Annotated in this window: 10 protein-coding genes; 4 read left to right on the top strand and 6 right to left on the bottom strand. The window is 72.9% G+C overall.

Annotated elements, in window-relative coordinates:
- Nucleotides 1-72: 72 nt before the first annotated feature.
- Complete coding sequence (locus AC07AW_RS38645; protein ID WP_478820135.1) at nt 73-1,314, bottom strand: acyl-CoA dehydrogenase family protein; 1,242 nt, start codon at nt 1,312-1,314, stop codon at nt 73-75.
- A 336-nt stretch (nt 1,315-1,650) separates the two neighbouring features.
- Between AC07AW_RS38645 and AC07AW_RS38640 the strand changes: the two genes are divergently transcribed.
- Both AC07AW_RS38640 and AC07AW_RS38635 read left to right on the top strand, forming a co-directional pair.
- Entirely contained in the window at nt 1,651-3,879 is a 2,229-nt protein-coding gene (locus tag AC07AW_RS38640) for a molybdopterin-dependent oxidoreductase (RefSeq protein WP_478820134.1), read from the top strand.
- A gap of 56 nt (nt 3,880-3,935) precedes the next feature.
- Nucleotides 3,936-5,282: an extracellular solute-binding protein gene (locus AC07AW_RS38635; RefSeq protein ID WP_478820133.1), complete on the top strand. Its 1,347-nt coding sequence runs from the start codon at nt 3,936-3,938 to the stop codon at nt 5,280-5,282.
- Between the two features lie 19 nt (nt 5,283-5,301).
- Here the strand turns inward: AC07AW_RS38635 and cuyB are convergent, their stop codons facing one another.
- From cuyB to asnB, 4 genes are read right to left on the bottom strand one after another with little or no spacing between them, the layout of a single operon-like run.
- Nucleotides 5,302-6,051 carry a cysteate racemase gene (gene cuyB, locus AC07AW_RS38630; protein WP_478820132.1) on the bottom strand — a complete coding sequence of 250 codons (750 nt, stop codon included), beginning with the start codon at nt 6,049-6,051 and terminating at the stop codon, nt 5,302-5,304.
- Nucleotides 6,048-8,165: a condensation domain-containing protein gene (locus AC07AW_RS38625; RefSeq protein ID WP_478820131.1), complete on the bottom strand. Its 2,118-nt coding sequence runs from the start codon at nt 8,163-8,165 to the stop codon at nt 6,048-6,050. The genes cuyB and AC07AW_RS38625 overlap by 4 nt, the downstream gene beginning before the upstream one ends.
- Nucleotides 8,166-8,174: 9 nt before the next feature.
- Entirely contained in the window at nt 8,175-10,010 is a 1,836-nt protein-coding gene (locus AC07AW_RS38620) for a non-ribosomal peptide synthetase (RefSeq protein ID WP_478820130.1), read from the bottom strand.
- 52 nt (nt 10,011-10,062) lie between these two features.
- The gene (asnB, locus tag AC07AW_RS38615; protein WP_478820129.1) at nt 10,063-11,928 is read right to left on the bottom strand and encodes an asparagine synthase (glutamine-hydrolyzing); all 1,866 of its coding nucleotides are present in this window, start codon (nt 11,926-11,928) and stop codon (nt 10,063-10,065) included.
- Nucleotides 11,929-12,162: 234 nt separating this feature from the next.
- Between asnB and AC07AW_RS38610 the strand changes: the two genes are divergently transcribed.
- Entirely contained in the window at nt 12,163-13,677 is a 1,515-nt protein-coding gene (locus tag AC07AW_RS38610; protein WP_478820128.1) for an FAD-binding protein, read from the top strand.
- A gap of 109 nt (nt 13,678-13,786) precedes the next feature.
- Here the strand turns inward: AC07AW_RS38610 and AC07AW_RS38605 are convergent, their stop codons facing one another.
- Nucleotides 13,787-14,659, bottom strand: a complete 873-nt coding sequence (locus AC07AW_RS38605) for an LLM class F420-dependent oxidoreductase (protein ID WP_478820127.1) — start codon at nt 14,657-14,659, stop codon at nt 13,787-13,789.
- Between the two features lie 210 nt (nt 14,660-14,869).
- Here AC07AW_RS38605 and AC07AW_RS38600 point away from each other — a divergent pair, with 210 nt between their 5' ends.
- Complete coding sequence (locus AC07AW_RS38600) at nt 14,870-16,543, top strand: AMP-binding protein (protein WP_478820126.1); 1,674 nt, start codon at nt 14,870-14,872, stop codon at nt 16,541-16,543.
- The last annotated feature ends 9 nt before the right edge of the window (nt 16,544-16,552 follow it).

Here is a 16,552-nt window from a genome sequence, read left to right as displayed (position 1 = left end):
TCGGTTCCGGACAGGGGCCGATCGTCGCGCCCCGACATGGTGGGGCGCATCTCCTGGCGTGCTGCGCGCGGCTCAGTGCGCGGCGGCGACGCCGAAGCGGGTCCGCGTGAGCTCGCGGTTGGCCATGGTGAACAGGAAGACGGAGATGCCCGCGTGGCTCTGCTGCATGGACATGTCGCGCCACACGCGTTCCATGCGTTCACCGTCGCGTACGGCGCTGGATCCGGCGGTCGGGAAGAGGTACCTCTCGACGGCCCGCCAGCTCATCCGCACCGCCTCACGGCACAGCGTGGCGACCTTCAGCTCGTGCTCCGGGGTGACCTCACCCCTGACGGCGATCTCGTCCCACTGGCGCACGGCGCCCAGCAGGCCCGCCTCGGCGGCATGCACCAGGCCGGCGGCCTCGCCGTACCAGTACTGGAAGTCGGGATCCTCGGTGCGCGGCACGATCGGCGGGAACAGCGTCTGCCGCGACCGCATCAGCTCCTCGTACGCGTCGAGAGCGCCCTTGGCCATGCCGACGGCGAGCGCCGCGTCCTCAAGGATCATGAAGCTCAGCGGCCCGCCGCCGTACGTCGGGTTCCCGTGCAGCGCCCGGCCCGGCGTCCCGTCCGTGACGTCGACCTGGCTCAGGTGGGTGTCCAGCGTCAGGTGCTCCGGGATCAGACCGTCGTCGATCCGCAGACTGTGCGAGCCGCTGCCGCGCAGGCCCAGCTGGGCCCCCCAGTCGTCGAGCCGGGTGAACGTCTCGCGCGGGGCGACGAACAGCAGCGGACGGGGCTCGCCCGTGCCGTCGTCGACCAGGGTGTGCCCGAGGAAGTGCGTGGCATAGGGAGAGCCGGAGCAGTAGCGCCAGGTGCCGTTGATCCGCCAGCGCCCGTCGTCCATGCGCTCGCCCGTGCCGCTGGGGGCGACCGTCGACGGGCACAGGAAGTCGCCGCCGGCGAAGATCTCGGCCTGCGCCCGCTCGTCGAACAGGGTCGCCACCGCGTGGGCGTGCGCCGCGCCCAGGCAGTACATCCAGCCCGTCGACGGACAGCCCCGGGTCAGCGCCACCACCACGCGCATGAAGGTCTCGACGCCGAACTCGTAGCCGCCGTACCGCCGCGGGACGAGGATCCGGTACAGGCCGGCCCGGCGGAACTCCTCGTGGGTGTCCTCGGCGTAGAAACCGCGTCGCTCCGTCTCGGCCTGGCGGCCGATCAGACCACGGGCGAGCGCCTCGGCCCGGGCCACGATCGCGTCGGGCGTCAGGCCGGGCTCGGGCACCGGCACCTCGGCGGTCCGTTCGGGGGCACTCGCGGTGACTGTCATGCTGCGCGGATTCCTTACGCCTGGGACGAAAGCCGCCTCGGTGGAGCCGGCCCCGCGCCTACGGCGCCGGACCGGACCTGGCCCACGGCCATGGAGCTCGCAGCGTCGCACCCGTCGCTCGGGACAGGCATCTCTTCGATTGCGCAGCGCCTCGTCAGGACGCCCTTCCGGCCCGCCCGGCGGCCGGACCGCCGGAGGAGAGCACAGCAGGAGATGCCCGCCGCCCCGGCCCGGTGAGATCCTCGGGCGGCGGCCTGCCGCCCGGTCCGGCCTTGTCGGGCCGGTCCTTCCGAGGTCACCGTGACGGACCCTCACACCCACGTCCCTGGAGTTCCGTTGAGAACCGCGCACCGCTCCTGCCCCGTCTGCGACGCCGTCTGCGGCCTGAAGGTCGAACTCGACGAGGCCGACCGCGTCACCGGCGTGCGCGGGGACGCCGACGACCCGTTCTCCCGCGGCTACATATGCCCCAAGGGCGCGAGCCTCGGCCGTATCGACGAGGACCCCGACCGGCTGCGCGTCCCGATGATCCGCACCGGCGACCAGTGGCGCGAGGCCACCTGGGACGAGGCGTTCCGGGCCGTGGAGCAGGGCCTCATGGGTGTCGTCGAGAAGCACGGGCGCCAGGCCCTCGCCGCGTATTTCGGCAACCCCACCTTCCACACCATGGGCGGCATCTTCTACCGCGGCCCGCTCTCGATGTCGCTCGGCACCACCAACCTGTACAGCGCCAGCACCATCGACCAGATGCCCAAGCACGTCGCCGTCGGCCTGCTCTTCGGCAACGCCACGGCGATCTCCGTACCCGACCTCGACCGCACCGACCACCTGATGGTCATCGGCGCCAACCCGGCCGAGTCCCACGGCTCGCTGTGCGCCGCCCCCGACTTCCCCGGCCGGCTCAAGGCGATACGGGCCCGCGGCGGCCGGATCGTCGTCGTCGACCCCCGCCGTACCCGCACCGCCGACCTCGCCGACGAACACGTCTTCGTCCGCCCCGGCACCGACGCCCTGCTGCTCTTCGCGATGGTGCACACCCTGCTCGCCGAGGACCTCGCCACCGTGCGCCTCGACGTGGAGGGCCTCGAGGAGCTGCGCGCCCACGCCGCCCCGTTCGGCCCCGAGGCCGTCGCAGGGCCGACCGGCGTGCCCGCCGAGACGATCCGGCGCCTCGCCCGCGACCTCGCCGCCGCGCCCACCGCCGCCGTCTACACCCGGATGGGCACCAGCACCGCCGAGTTCGGCACCCTCACCCAGTACCTGGTGGACGTCCTCAACATCCTCACCGGCAACCTCGACCGGCCCGGCGGCGTGATGTTCACCAAGCCCGCCACCCTCGAAGTGCCCTGGGGTCCGCGGCCCTTCACCTCCGGCCGCTGGCACAGCCGGGTCCGCGGCCTGCCCGAGGCCTGCGGCGACCTGCCCGTCGCCACCCTGGCGGACGAGATCGAGACCCCTGGCGAAGGCCAGGTCAAGGCACTGGTGTGCGTGGCCGGCAACCTCGTCCTGTCCGCCCCCAACGGGCCCCGCCTCGGCAGGGCCTTCGACGAGCTCGACTTCATGGTCTGCGTCGATCCCTACCTGAACGAGACCACCCGGCACGCGAACGTCATCCTGCCGCCGCCGCGCATGATGCAGATGCCGCACTACGACCTGCTGCTGCTCACCGTCACCGTGCGCAACTACACCCGGTTCTCGCCGCCGGTCCTGCCGCTCGAACCCGGACAGCTCTCCGAGGCCGAGATCATGGCCCGGCTGTGCCTCATCGCCTCCGGCCAGGGTGCCGACGCCGACCCGTCCCTCGTCGACGAGATGGTCCTCGGCCAGCTCCTCGGCGCCGGCACCCAGATTCCCGGCTCCCCCTTCCACGGCATGGAGCTCGCCGAGGCGCGGGCCCTGCTGGACGGCGACAGCGGACCCGAGCTCATGCTCGACGCGATGCTCCGCCTCGGCCCCTACGGCCTGTCCCTCGCCGAGCTGCGCAAGCACCCCAGCGGCATCGACCTCGGCCCGCTGAAGCCCCGCATCGACGAGGTGCTCAGCACCGAATCCGGGCGGATCCGGCTCGCCCCGGCCGAGCTCGCCGACGAGATCGGCCGCCTCGGCGAGCGGCTCGCCGCACCGACCCCCGCGATGCTGCTCATCGGACGACGCCAGCTGCGCTCCAACAACAGCTGGCTGCACAACGTGCCCACGCTCATGGGCGGCAGCAACCGCTGCACCCTGCACGTCCACCCCGACGACATCACCCGCCTGGGCCTCGACACCCACGCCCGGATCGTCTCCGCCACCGGCGACCTCGTCGTCGCGGTCGAGGCCAACGACCGGATCATGCCCGGCGTCGTGAGCCTGCCGCACGGCTGGGGACACGCCGGATCGACCCAGCGCACCGCGGCCCGGTACCCCGGCGTCAACGCCAATGCCCTCACCGACGACTCCACCATCGACGCCCTGTCCGGCAACGCCGTCTTCAACGGCGCCCCGGTCGTCGTCGAGCCCGCCGCCGCCCCGGCCGGCGAAGAGCCCGCCCCGCGGCGGACGCAGCTCCCCGTCGTCACGGCCTGACCCGCGCGGCGGACCGCCTCGGCGCGTCCGCCCCGATCCCCCTCACTGGAGGACCCATGCACTCCGGAGCCCCGGACGACGTCGTCGTCATCGAGGCCTGGCTGTCCGAGTTCCCGTTCCCCGACTTCCTGGAGCCGATCCGGGAGCGCGCCCGGGAGTTCGAGAAGGCCCACCCCGGCTATCGCATCGACATCCGCGGCCACTCCTACGAGGAGCTGCCCGAGGCCGTCGCGCGGGCGGCCGCGGAAGGCCGGGCGCCCGCGCTCGCCACCTACTACGCCGGGGCCTCGCAGCTCGCCCGCGACGCCCGCACCCCGGACGGCCGGCCCCTGTTCGTCTCCGTGGAGAAGGCCGTCGCCGGACGCGGCACCATCCTCGGCGAGCCCGTCGTCCTGGACGACTTCCTGCCGGGCGTACGCGAGTACTACACCGTCGACGGCGACTTCGCGACCGTGCCGATGACCCTCTCGACGATGCTGCTGTACGCCAACACCACCCTGCTGCGCCGGGCCGGCATCGCCGCCGCGCCCCGCACCTGGCAGGAGACGACAGCCGCGTGCGAGGCCGTCGCCCGCCTCGACGACGGCCCCGCCCACGCCATCGCCTGGCCCGTCGACGGCAAGTTCCTCCAGCACGCCGTCGCCCAGCAGGGCGCACTGCTCACCGACGCGGGCAACGGGCGGCACGGCCGGGCGACCCGCCTCGACCTGACCTCCGACGCGGTGAAGGCGTACGTCCGCTGGTGGCGCGACCTGTACCGGGCCGGCCACTACCGCAAGAGCGACGTCCTCGAGGACTGGGCCGGCACCTTCCAGGCCCTCGCCGGCCAAGAGGTGGTCCTGCGCTTCAGCTCCTCCTTCGACGCCAACTACATGGTGAAGGCGGCGGCCGCAGCGGGCTTCGACCTCGAGGTCGGCGTGCTGCCCCGCAACGGTGATCTGCCCTGTGCCGGCAACTGGATCGGCGGCGACTCGCTGTGGCTCGCCGACGGCCTCGACGAGGCCGTCCGGGACGGCGCGCTCGCCTTCATGATGTACCTCAACAGCCCTCGCGCCGCCGCCGCCTGGCACCGTGCCAGCGGTTCCGCCCCCGCCACGTACGGGTGCATCGCCCTCCTCGAGGAGGAGGGCTGGTTCGACGAGCACCCGCACCACCGCGCCACCGGCGAACAGCTGGAACTGCGTGCCGGCCCGCCCGAGGCGCACGGCGCCGTCCTCGGCGCCTTCCACGCCGTCCAGATGGCTTTCATGGAGGCGATGGAGGACGTCCTCGCCCACGACGCCGACATCGACACCCGCCTCGCCGAAGCCGCCGCCGTGGCACAGGGCCACCTCGACGACTACAACGCGTATGCCCTGGGCACCGGCCCGAAGACCCCCGACTGCCTCACGGTCCGCATCTGACCGTCCGGGCCCCGCGCCGCTATGCCACCGCCAGCAGGTCCGGCGTGGTGCGCGGGGCCCGCGTCGCGTACAGCGCGTCGACACAGGCCGAGGCGAGGGCGTCCAGACTGGACACCGTGGCGTTTCCGGGCAGCAGCGCCGCCGTGTAGGCGAGGGGAAGTTCCGTGCAGGCCGTGATCACCGGCAGGGCGGCCTCGCGCCACAGCGGGCCCAGGGCCGAGGCCAGTACCTGCCCCGCCTCGTCCGTCCGACCCGCCTTGACGAGCACGGCCGCTCGGTGGATCGGCCCCTGGGCAGCAGCCCCCGGCTGCATCAGCCGGTAGCCGAGCTCGGCCGCCCGCCGCTGGTACAGCCCGCTGGCCACGGTTCCCGCCGTGGCGGCCAGCCAGCCGCCCTCCGGGCTCCTCGCCATGGCGGCCCGCAGCGTCGCGTCGACGATGTGGACGAGGGGCACCGGGAGCTCGGCCCGGAACCGGTCGAGGTACACGTGCGCCGTGTTGCACGGCACGGCCAGCAGGTCCGCGCCCCAGCGCGTCAGCGTCGCCAGACCCTCGCGGAGCGCGGGCAGCGGCGACGGGCCGCCCTCCGTCAGCGCCGCGGACCGGTCGGGGACCGACGGGTCCGACAGCATCACGATCCGCGGATGGTGCTGGTCGTCGGCCGCCGGCGCCCGTGCGGCCAGCAGCCGCAGGAACTCCGCGGTCGCCGCGGGCCCCATCCCGCCGAGGACGCCGAGCGTCCGGACCGGGACGGGCGCGGCAGCCGTCATGGCGACGCCGTGAGCCGACGGGCCACCCGCTCCGGTATCCCGGCGGCCAGCAGCCGCCCACGCATGCCGGGCGGGCACCACCAGTCCAGATGGAGCACCCCCGCGCGGACCACGCCGTGCACGCTCACGCCGTCCCGACCGGTGTCGGGCAGCACGGTGAAGTCCGCCTCGTCGGCCGTCACCCGCGTGAACGGCGAACCATTCGGAAGCAGCGCGTCCAGGTCACCGAAGTGCTGGTACCGGATCAGCGGTGCATCGCCCGACGCGGGTGCCTGCGCCAGGGTCCAGCGGCCGATGCCCGCCGGGCCTTCCCCGGAGGTGTGGTCGAGGACCTCGACGTCCGGCGCGTCACCCAGGTCGGTGAGGACCGCCGCCAGCGCCCCGGCCACCCGGGTCGCGCTCGCCGGAGCGCCGCAGGCCACGGTCAGCCGCACCGGATCCCCCCCGGTCCCCGACGCGGGCGTGGCCGGTACGACCGGGCCGGGCACGACGGCCGCGGCCCGCTCCAGGAAGGAGTCCGCCAGGGTGAGTTCCGCCTCGCCGCCGCCCGCCCACAGAGCGGACAGGTCGCGCAGCAGCACCCGCCAGGAACGGGTGTCGGCGACCAGCTCGTGGACGACCAGCAGCAGCCGGGCCGGCAGCTCGCCCCGGTCGACCAGCGCGACCTGCAACAGCGGCCCGTCGGCGAGGTCGAGCCGGGAACGCAGCCGGTCCACGGCGGTGCCCACCAGCTCCGCCTCGGCGGCCGCGTCTCGTCCGGACGCGTCCAGACGCAGCACCGGGACGGCTCCTGCCGGACCGGCGTCGTACTGCTCCCACGTCTCGCCGCGCCGCACGAACCGCAGCCGCAGCGCCTCGTGGTGCAGCAGCAACCGCAGCGTCGCCCGGCGCGCCAGGGCGCTGTCCGCCGGCCCCGAGGTCTGCAGGAGCAGGGCCCTGGCCCGGCGGCCCGGTGCCTCCGTTCCGCGCCCGAGCGCCTCGCGCTGAGCGGGCGTCAGCGGTGCCCGCCGCGCGGCCCGGACGGCCGAGCCGGCGGGGGACGGGGCCGGGGGAGAGGTCCGCTCGGCCACCGGCGCCTCGGCCGGCGGCCGGGTGACGCCCTCCTCCGGCAGCGGGTAACCGATCTGCAGCAGCATCTTGCGCACCCGCGGTGTCGCCGCCGGTGTGCGCAGCTCCTCGTCCGCCTCCGCCCGGTCCAGGTGGCCCAGGCGCACCTCCCAGCGGGTGGGGGCCTCGTAGTTGTGGAAGCCCCGTTCACGGGAGTGCACCAGCACCCCCGCGTCGTTGATCATGCAGTTGGAGCTGCAGAAGCCGGTGTCGCCGGGCTGCGCCCACAGGTCGGAGCGTTCACGCAGCAGCGCGCGGATGCCGTCCTTGGTGACGTCGCTGTAGCGGTAGAAGTCGACGACCTCCACCGAGTCGACCACCTCCGCGGAGACGGCCCCGCCCGCCTGGTGGTAGACCTGCCGGCCCTCCCGCAGCCGCGGCTCGATCTCGGCCGGGTCGAAGATGCCCTGACGGTGGAACCAGGTCAGCCGCTCGTCCATGATCTGACCGCGCGACAGACCGGTAACGATGGTCGGGACGCCCAGGTCGTGGGCGTGCTGGGTGCTCAGGTCGAGCAGCGAGCGGAAGCAGCCGTTGCACACGCTCTTGTGCTGCTGGAGGCTGCGCAGGAACACCGCGTTCTGGTCGGCGTGGGTGGCGGTGACGTGCTCGATCCCCAGCTCGGAGGTGATCGTCTCCACGTTCCGCAGCGCGGTCTTGGAGATGAACCCGTTGTCGAAGGTGAAGGTCCGCACCCGCAGGCCGAGGTCGATCAGCCGGTACAGCACGTAACTGCTGTCCTTGCCACCGCTGTAGAGCAGCAGACAGTCGTAGGCGGAGCCGCGGGCCTCCGCCCGGCCCCGGACGAGCTCGACGAACCGGTCGACGTCCCCGAACCAGGCGTCGATCTCGGTGCCGTGTTCCGCGTACCGGGTGCACAGGTCGCAGACCCCGTCGGAGTCGAAGACGAGGCCGGGGTAGCGGCTGCTGATGCCGCAGCGGACGCAGGACCGCTCGGCGGCCGGGAGGCCGGCGGCGGTGGTCGGCTGGGCGAGGTGCGTGGTCATCGGCGGTCCCTAGATGGCGAAGAGGTCGTCGAGCGGGGCGTCGGCCGCGAGCAGCTCCTGCTCGACCGCCGCGGCCAGGGTCGCGACCGTCGGTGACAGGAGGAAGTCCCGCAGCGGCACCGCGACGCGGAAGGTACGGTTCACCCGGCTGAGCAGCTCGACGACGAGCAGCGACGTGCCGCCGGACGCGAAGAAGTCGTCGTTCCGGCCGACGCCGGTCACGGGCAGCGTCGCCAGCCACAGCTCGGCGACGGTCCGCTCGGTCGCGGTGCGCGGCGGCTCGCCGCCCGCGCCCCCGGCGGCGCGCCGGACGGGCGCCGGCAGCGCCTTGCGGTCGGTCTTGCCGCTGAGCGTGCGGGGCAGTTCGGCCAGCGGGACGAACAGGGCCGGCACCGCGCCGTCCGGCAGCCGCTCGCGGAGGTGGGCACGCAGCCGCTGCTCGAACCCCTCGGGCAGGGTCTCCCCGGCCGGTTCCCGCAGCTCCAGATAGGCGCACAGGTAGGCGGCGCCGTCCTCGTCGCCGGCGACCACGGCCGCGTCGGCGACGTCCGGATGCGCGCGCAGCACGCTCTCGACGCCCTCCAGCTCGACCCGGACGCCGCCGATCTTGACCTGGTGGTCCTTGCGGCCGAGGAACTCCAGGCTGCCGTCGTCCAGCAGGCGGCCGAAGTCACCGGTGCGGTAGACGACGTCCGCCGGGTCGCCGGTGACCGGGTGGGGCACGAAGACCCGGGCGGTCTCCTCGGCACGCCGGTGGTAGCCCAGCGTGCGGTCGGGGGTGCGCAGGTGGATCTCGCCGACCGTGCCGGGCTCCGCGAGCCGGCCCCGCTCGTCGACGAGCAGCACCTCGGTGCCCGGAAGAGGCCGGCCGACGGGGATCGACGGGCGGCCCAGGTCGGCGCGGGTGACCTCGTGGAAGGTCTTGGTCATGGTCGTCTCCGACGGCCCGTACAGGTTCAGCAGCCGGATCCGGTCGCCATAGTGCCCGAACAGCCGCTCGGCGTCCGCCGGTGCGAGCCGCTCCCCGGAGAGCGCCACCCAGCGCAGCGCGGAGAGCGTGTGGTCCCCGGCGATCGCGGCCGAGACCAGGCCCCGGAACAGCGAGGGCACGGTGTGGATCAGGGCGACGCGCTGCTCGTCCGTCCAGCGGGCCAGCGCCGCGGGGTCGAGCAGCGTCTCCTTCGGCGGAACGACGACGGTGCCGCCGCAGGTCAGCGGGACGAACAGGTCGCGCAGCACGGCGTCGAAGGAGGGCGAGACCAGCTGGCCGACGCGCCAGCCCGGTCCGGCGCCGAGCAGCTCGGTCTCCCACCGGATGTACGGGGCGATCGAGCCGAGTCGGCCGACGATGCCCTTGGGCCGGCCCGTGGTGCCCGACGTGAAGAAGACGTACGCCGGGTCGTCCGCGCCTGCCCGGTGCGCCTCGACCGCCCCGGCTTCGGCAGCGGGACCGGCGGTGACGGTACGGGCGGCCGGTGCCGCCTCGGCGAGCGCCTGGAGCGCCACCGGGTCGACCGGGTCGCCGACCACGGCCCAGCGCGGGTCGAGGTCGAGCAGCATCGCGCGCAGCCGGGCCGGCGCCGCGGCCAGGTCCACCGGCACGAACACCCCGCCCATGCGCAGAATGCCGAGGACGGCGGCGGCCAGGTCGCGGCGGTCCTCGACCAGGACGGGCACGAAGGCGCCGGCACCGGCGCCCGCGGCCCGCAGCTCCGCGGCCACGTGCGCGGCGCGCGCGTCCAGTTCGGAGTAGCTGAGGCGGCCGTCGGCCGTCTCGACGGCCACGTGGTCCGGGAAGCGCTCGATCGCCCTCCCCACCAGGTCGTGGATGGCCTCGAACGTCATCGTGATTCCTTTCTCTGTCCCGGAAGGTCCCGTCCGGCCGACGTCCGGCCCGTCACGGGTGGTCCGGCAGGGAGAAGGTGTCCAGGAGGATGCCGAAGGTCAGAACGGTGAGCAGCAGGTCGTCGCCGTAGTGCGGATGGATCTCGAAGCCGTCGCGGGTGTAGCGGGCACGGAGCCGCTCCACCGTCGCCGGGTCGAAGTAGCCCTGCCGCCTGATCCGCGCGGGCGAAAGCATGTCGTTGATCCACTCGGTGCCGGCGCGCAGCAATGCCGGGCTGCCGGGCGCGCGGAAGCCGAACTTCTCGCGGTCGACGATCTCCGGGGGCACCAGCCCCTGGGCCGCCTGCCGCACGACGTACTTCTCGCCGCCCCGCGGATGCACCTTGAGATGGGCCGGAACCCGGGTGGCGAACTCCACCACCGCACGGTCCAGGAACGGATAGCGGGCCTCCACGGAGTGGGCCATCGCCATCCGGTCGCCGTGGTCGGAGAGCAGGTGGTCGGAGAGCCGCAGCCGGAAGTCCAGGTACGAGCGCTGCGCCAGCGGATCGCGGCCGGCCAGCCGGTCGTGGTCCACGGGCGCCTCGCGCAGGCAGTCCACCTCGGCGAACGCGTCGCGCACCGACGCCGAGTACAGGGCGAGCTTGGCCTCGCGCCAGGCGTGGTACGGGCGCTCGTAGAACAGCCCGGCATCCCCCCACAGCCGGCGCCGGACGTCGTCCTCCAGGGCGTCGGCGAGCGGGTCGGCGGAGCGTCCGGCGCCGCGGCCGAGCCGGTCGAAGCGGTAGCCGACGTAGCCGCCGAAGAGTTCGTCGGCGCCCTCACCGGTGAGGATCACCGTGGTGCCGCTCGCCCGCACCTGCCGGGCCAGCGCGAGGGAGCACGTGTTGTAGGTCTCCTTCACCGGCGTCTCGGCGTGCCGCACCATCCGCTCGAGTCCCTCGACGATGTCGTCCGTGGTGAACGGGATCTCGTGGTGGCGGGACCCGGCCTTCTGCGCCATCAGGCGTTGATAGCCGGACTCGTCGATCTCGGCCTCGGGGAAGGTGATGGAGAACGAGTCGGCCGGCGGCGCGAGTTCGCCGACGAGCCCGGCGATCAGCGAGGAGTCGAGCCCCCCGCTGAGGTAGAAGCCGACCGGCACGTCGGCGTTCAGCCGGAGCCGCACCGCCTCGGTCAACAGCTCCCGCAGCCGCTCGGGGTAGTAGGCGTCCGGGTGCTCCTGGGGCTCGCCGGCCGGCGGCAGGTCGAGGTCCCAGTACCGCACCTCGCGCACGTCGCCGTCCTCGACGAGGAGGTAGTGACCGGGGCGCACGGCGCTGACGCCCTGGAACATGGTGCGGGGGCTGACCAGGCCGGGAAAGGTCAGGACCTGGTCGAGGCCGGTGAGGTCCACCGCCCGGCCGACGCCCGGGTGGGCCAGGACGGCCTTGGCCTCGGAGCCGAAGACGAACTGGTCGGGCGTCGTCGCGTAGTGCAGAGGCAGGATGCCGACGTGGTCGCGGGCGAGGAACAGGCGGCGCCGCGTGCGGTCGTACAGCGCGAAGGCGAACTGGCCGTTGAGCCGGTGCAGCAGCGCCGTGCCCTCCTCCTCGTAGAGGTGGACGAGGACCTCGACGTCGCAGTCGGACGCGAAGCGATGGCCCTTGGCGACGAGTTCGGCGCGCAGTTCACGGTGGTTGAAGATCTCGCCGTTGCACACCATGACGACGGAGCCGTCCTCGCTGGACATCGGCTGCGAACCGCCGGCGAGGTCGTTGATGCTCAGGCGCCGGAAGCCGAGACCGACACCCTCCTGGAGGTACGTGCCGACCGAGTCGGGCCCCCGGTGCAGCAGGGTCGCCGTCATACGGTCCAGCACCCGGGCGTCGACTCCCGCGCCGCCCTGCAGGACCATGGCACCTGCGATGCCGCACATGTGACGGATCCTCCTTCGTCGGGCCTGGGCGCCCCACGAAACCAGCGGCCGGGCCGGGGCCACAAGCGAATCCGGGCCACGCCCGGTCCTTGAGCAATCTGGAAGAACGCCAGGCCACGGGGGAAGCGCACGGCGGGAGAAGACATCCCGAGCGGTCCTCGGCCACGCTGGTGGCGGCCCCTCGGCGGCCCGGCCCGAGGCCTCGGGCGGCCGCCCCTTCCACGGAGGAGAGACGTGACCGAGCCGGACAGCCCCGCCTTCGCGGCGGCCACCATCACCGCGGACGACCCCCGCTACCCGAGCATGGTGCTCGGCACCAACCACCGGTTCGTCGGGCAGCCGGACTACGTGCGGGTGGTGACCACGACCGAGCAGGTGGTGGTCGCGGTGGCCGAGGCCGTGGCGGCCGGCAAGCGGATCTCCGTCCGCAGCGGCGGACACGGCTTCGAGAACCTCGCCACCGACGGTGTCGAGATCCTCCTCGACATGTCCGAGATGACCGACGTCCGGTACGACGCCGGGCGGCGTGCCTTCGCCATCGACGCGGGCGCGACCCTCGGCCATGTCTACCGCGTGCTGTTCAAGGGCTGGGGCGTGACGATCCCGGCCGGCGAGTGCCCCGAGGTGGGGGTCGGCGGGCACATCGTCGGCGGCGGCTACGGGCCGCTCTCCCGCAGCCTCGGCGCCGTCGTCGACTACCTGTACGCGGTGGAGGTCGTCGTCGTCGACGAGGACGGCACCGCCCGCGCGATCGTCGCGACCCGCGAGGAGGGCGACCCGCACCGCGAGCTGTGGTGGGCGCACACGGGCGGTGGCGGCGGCACCTTCGGCGTCGTGACCCGCTACTGGATGAGGGCGCCCGACGCCCGCTCCGACGACCCGGGCGAACTGCTGCCGAAGGCGCCCGGCGCCTGGCGCAGCGGCATGGCGGTGTGGTCCTGGGAGTCGATGACCCCGGAGGCGTTCGCCACCCTCCAGGCGAACTTCGGCTCCTGGTTCGAGCGCAACAGCGACCCCGACTCGCCGTACGCGGCGCTGGCCGGCTACTTCCACGGCACCCACCGATCCGGCTTCGGGCTGACCGTCGGCGCCCACATGGACGACGCCACCCCGGACGCCGAGAAGCTGATGACCTCGTTCTTCGAGGAGGTCACGGCGGGTGTGGACGCCGAGCCGCTGTTCGTCTCCCAGCAGGTCAGGCCCTGGCTGTACATGTCGTCGTACCCCGGCTGGGGCGACCCGGGCGACCCCTTCACCCGGCGCATCAAGATCAAGGCCGCCTATCTGCGCAAGGGCTACGCGAAGGAGCAGACGGACGCGCTGTACCGCCATCTGACGACCGGTGAGGCGAGCCCCGTGCAGCTCATCCTCATCGGCTACGGCGGCAAGGTGAACGCCGTCGCCCCGGACGCCACCGCCGCCGCCCAGCGCGACTCGGTCCTCAAGGCCGCCTACATGGCCGTGTGGGCCTCCCCGGAGGAGGACGACACCAACATCCGGCTGGTGCGCGAGATGTACCGCGACGTGTACGCACGGACCGGCGGCGTGCCCGTGCCGGACGACGCCAACGACGGCAGCTACGTCAACTACGCGGACACCGACCTCGCCGACCCCGAGTGGAACACCTCCGGGGTGCCGTGGCACACCCTGTACTTCAAGGACAACTACCCGCGGCTCCAGCGGGCGAAGAAGACCTACGACCCGCGTGACGTCTTCCACCACGCGCTCTCCGTCCGGCTGCCCGACTGACGGCCCGCCGCACACACCGGTGCCCGGCCCCCGCTCGTCGGCGGGGCCGGGCACCGGTCTTCGTACGGTACGGGTCGGGGCCGTCCGGCCCCGACCCGTACGAGAGACGTCAGGCGTCCGCGACAGCGGGCAGCACGCGCTCGCCGATCAGCTCGATGCGGCCCACCTGGTCCTTGCCTTCCAGGATGCCGATCACCCGGGTGACGCCGGCCTGGGCGATCTGGCGCAGCGTCCCGGCCAGCTCGTCGGCGGCGGCCTCGTCCGCGGGCGTGAACGGCATGATGCAGGTCTTCTCGATCGCGTCGAAGTCGCGGCCCTCGGCCTCGCAGTGACGGCGCAGCACCTCCAGCTTGTCGCTCAGGTCCGGGCCCGGGTACAGGTTGCAGGCGTCCGCGTGGCGGGCGACCAGCCGCAGCGTCTTCTTCTCACCGCCGCCTCCGATCACGATCCGCGGCCGGGTCAGGTTCTGCGGCACGTTCAGCGGACGGTCCAGCCGGTAGTGGCGGCCCGTGATCGGCTTCTCGTCGCCGCGCTCCCCGTCCCACATGCTCCGGCAGATCCGGACGGTCTCCTCCAGCCGCTCGAACCGCTCGGCCAGCGGCGGGAAGTCGATGCCGAGACCGCGCGCCTCCTCCTCGTACCAGCCGGCGCCGATGCCGAGGTCGGTGCGGCCGCCGGACAGCACGTTCAGCGTGGTGACCGTCTTCGCCAGCAGGCCCGGAGAACGGAAATGGACCCCGGCGACCATCGGCATCAGCCGGATGCGGCGGGTGTGCGCGGCGATCGTGGCCAGTGTGGTGAAGCACTCCAGCATCGGCTGCTCGGGGCCGCCCATGTGGGGGCCCTGCCAGACGTGATCCGCGACCCCGATGACGTCGAATCCGGCGTCATCGGCGGTGCGGGCCATCGTCGCGAGCGTGTCCGCCATGCGCTCCGCTCCGCCGTCCCAGGCGTAGTCCGCGAATGCGAGGCCGAGTTTCAAGGCAGTCTCCCAACAGGCTCGATGACGGGGGTGGGGGTGTGTACCCGCGGCGGGGCCGTCGGGCTCGGCAACCGCAGAATAGGTCGGACGGGGCGGCCGGCCCTTCTTCGAACGTGCGGGGTTCGTGCCGTCGGAAAGGCACGAACGGCCTGGTGGAAGAGGGCAATCACCGAGATGCGGGCCGTGTCGCCACGCGACCAGCCTGAGGGGATGGACCGTATTGAGTCGGCGGACGCGACGACGCCCGCCCCGCCCAGTCACATCAGTGGCAGCCACCCCCTGCCGCTGCTCGACGAGACCATCGGCCGAAACCTGCGGCGGGCCGTCGCCTCCTTCGGCGACCGGGACGCCCTGGTGGACCGGACCGGCAGCAGTCGCCGCTGGAGCTACGCCGAGCTCGACGCCCGTACCGACGCGCTCGCCGCCGGCCTGCTGAACCTGGGTGTCGAGCCCGGCGACCGGATCGGGCTGTGGTCGCCCAACAGCGCCGAATGGGTGTTCACCCAGTACGCGGCGGCGAAGATCGGGGCGATCCTGGTCAACATCAACCCGGCGTACCGCTCCTACGAGCTGGAGTACGTCCTCGGCCACGCCGGGATACGTGTCCTCGTCGCCGCCCGGACCCTGCGCACCACCGACGCCGCCGACATGATCGCCGAGGTCGCACCGCGCTGCCCGTCGCTGCGGCACACCGTCGTCATCGGAGGCGAGGAATGGGACGGCCTGCTCGCCGGGCCCGACCCGCGGGCGGTGCGCCGGCTCGCCGAGATCGACGCGGCGCTGCACCCCGACGACGCCATCAACATCCAGTACACGTCGGGGACGACCGGTCTGCCCAAGGGTGCGACGCTGACCCATCGCAACATCCTCAACAACGGTTTCTTCACCGGCGAGCTGCTGGAGTACACCGAGGCCGACCGGGTCTGCCTGCCGGTGCCCTTCTACCACTGCTTCGGCATGGTGATGGGCACGATCGCGGCCCTCAGCCACGGGGCGTGCGTGGTGATCCCCGGCTCGTTCTTCGAAGCGGCGGCGACCCTCCAGGCAGTCGAGGCGGAGCGCTGCACCTCGCTGTACGGCGTCCCGACGATGTTCATCGCCGAGCTCAACCACCCGGACTTCGACGCCTACGACCTCAGGTCGCTGCGCACCGGCATCATGTCCGGCACCCCCTGCCCGGTCGAGGTGATGCGGCAGGTCGTCGACCGGATGCACATGTCCCGGGTGACGATCTGTTACGGGATGACGGAGACCTCGCCGGTGGCCTGCCAGACCCGCCCCGACGACTCCCTCGAACGGCGGGTGTCGACCGTCGGCACGGCCGGCCCGCACGTCGAGATCAAGATCGTCGACCCCGAGACCGGGCAGACCGTGCCCCGTGGTCGCCAGGGCGAGTTCTGCACCCGCGGCTACTCCGTGATGCGGGGTTACTGGCGGCAGCCCGACAAGACGGCCGAGTCGATCGACGCGGACGGCTGGATGCACACCGAGGACCTCGCCGTCATGGACGAGGACGGTTACGTGAGCATCACGGGCCGGATCAAGGACATGGTCATCCGGGGCGGCGAGAACATCTACCCGCGCGAGATCGAGGAGTTCCTCCACACCCACCCCGACATCCTCGACGCCCAGGTGGTCGGCGTGCCCGATCCGTATTACGGCGAGGAGCTCATCGCCTGGATCCGGCTGCGCGACGGCGCCCGGCCGATCGACGCCCCCGCGCTCTGGGCGTACTGCGCCGGGCGGCTCGCCCACTTCAAGATCCCGCGCTACGTGACCGTCGTCGACTCCTTCCCGATGACTGCGAGCGGCAAGGTCCGCAAGGTCGAGCTGCGTGAACAGGCGACCCTGATGCTCGCCGAACGGCTCGGCCAGGCGGCCTGATGCCGGAGG

It is taken from the genome of Streptomyces sp. NPDC044003 (assembly GCF_056435185.1).
Note: the sequence above shows the minus strand (reverse complement) of the source record. Positions and strands in the feature narration are given on the sequence as shown.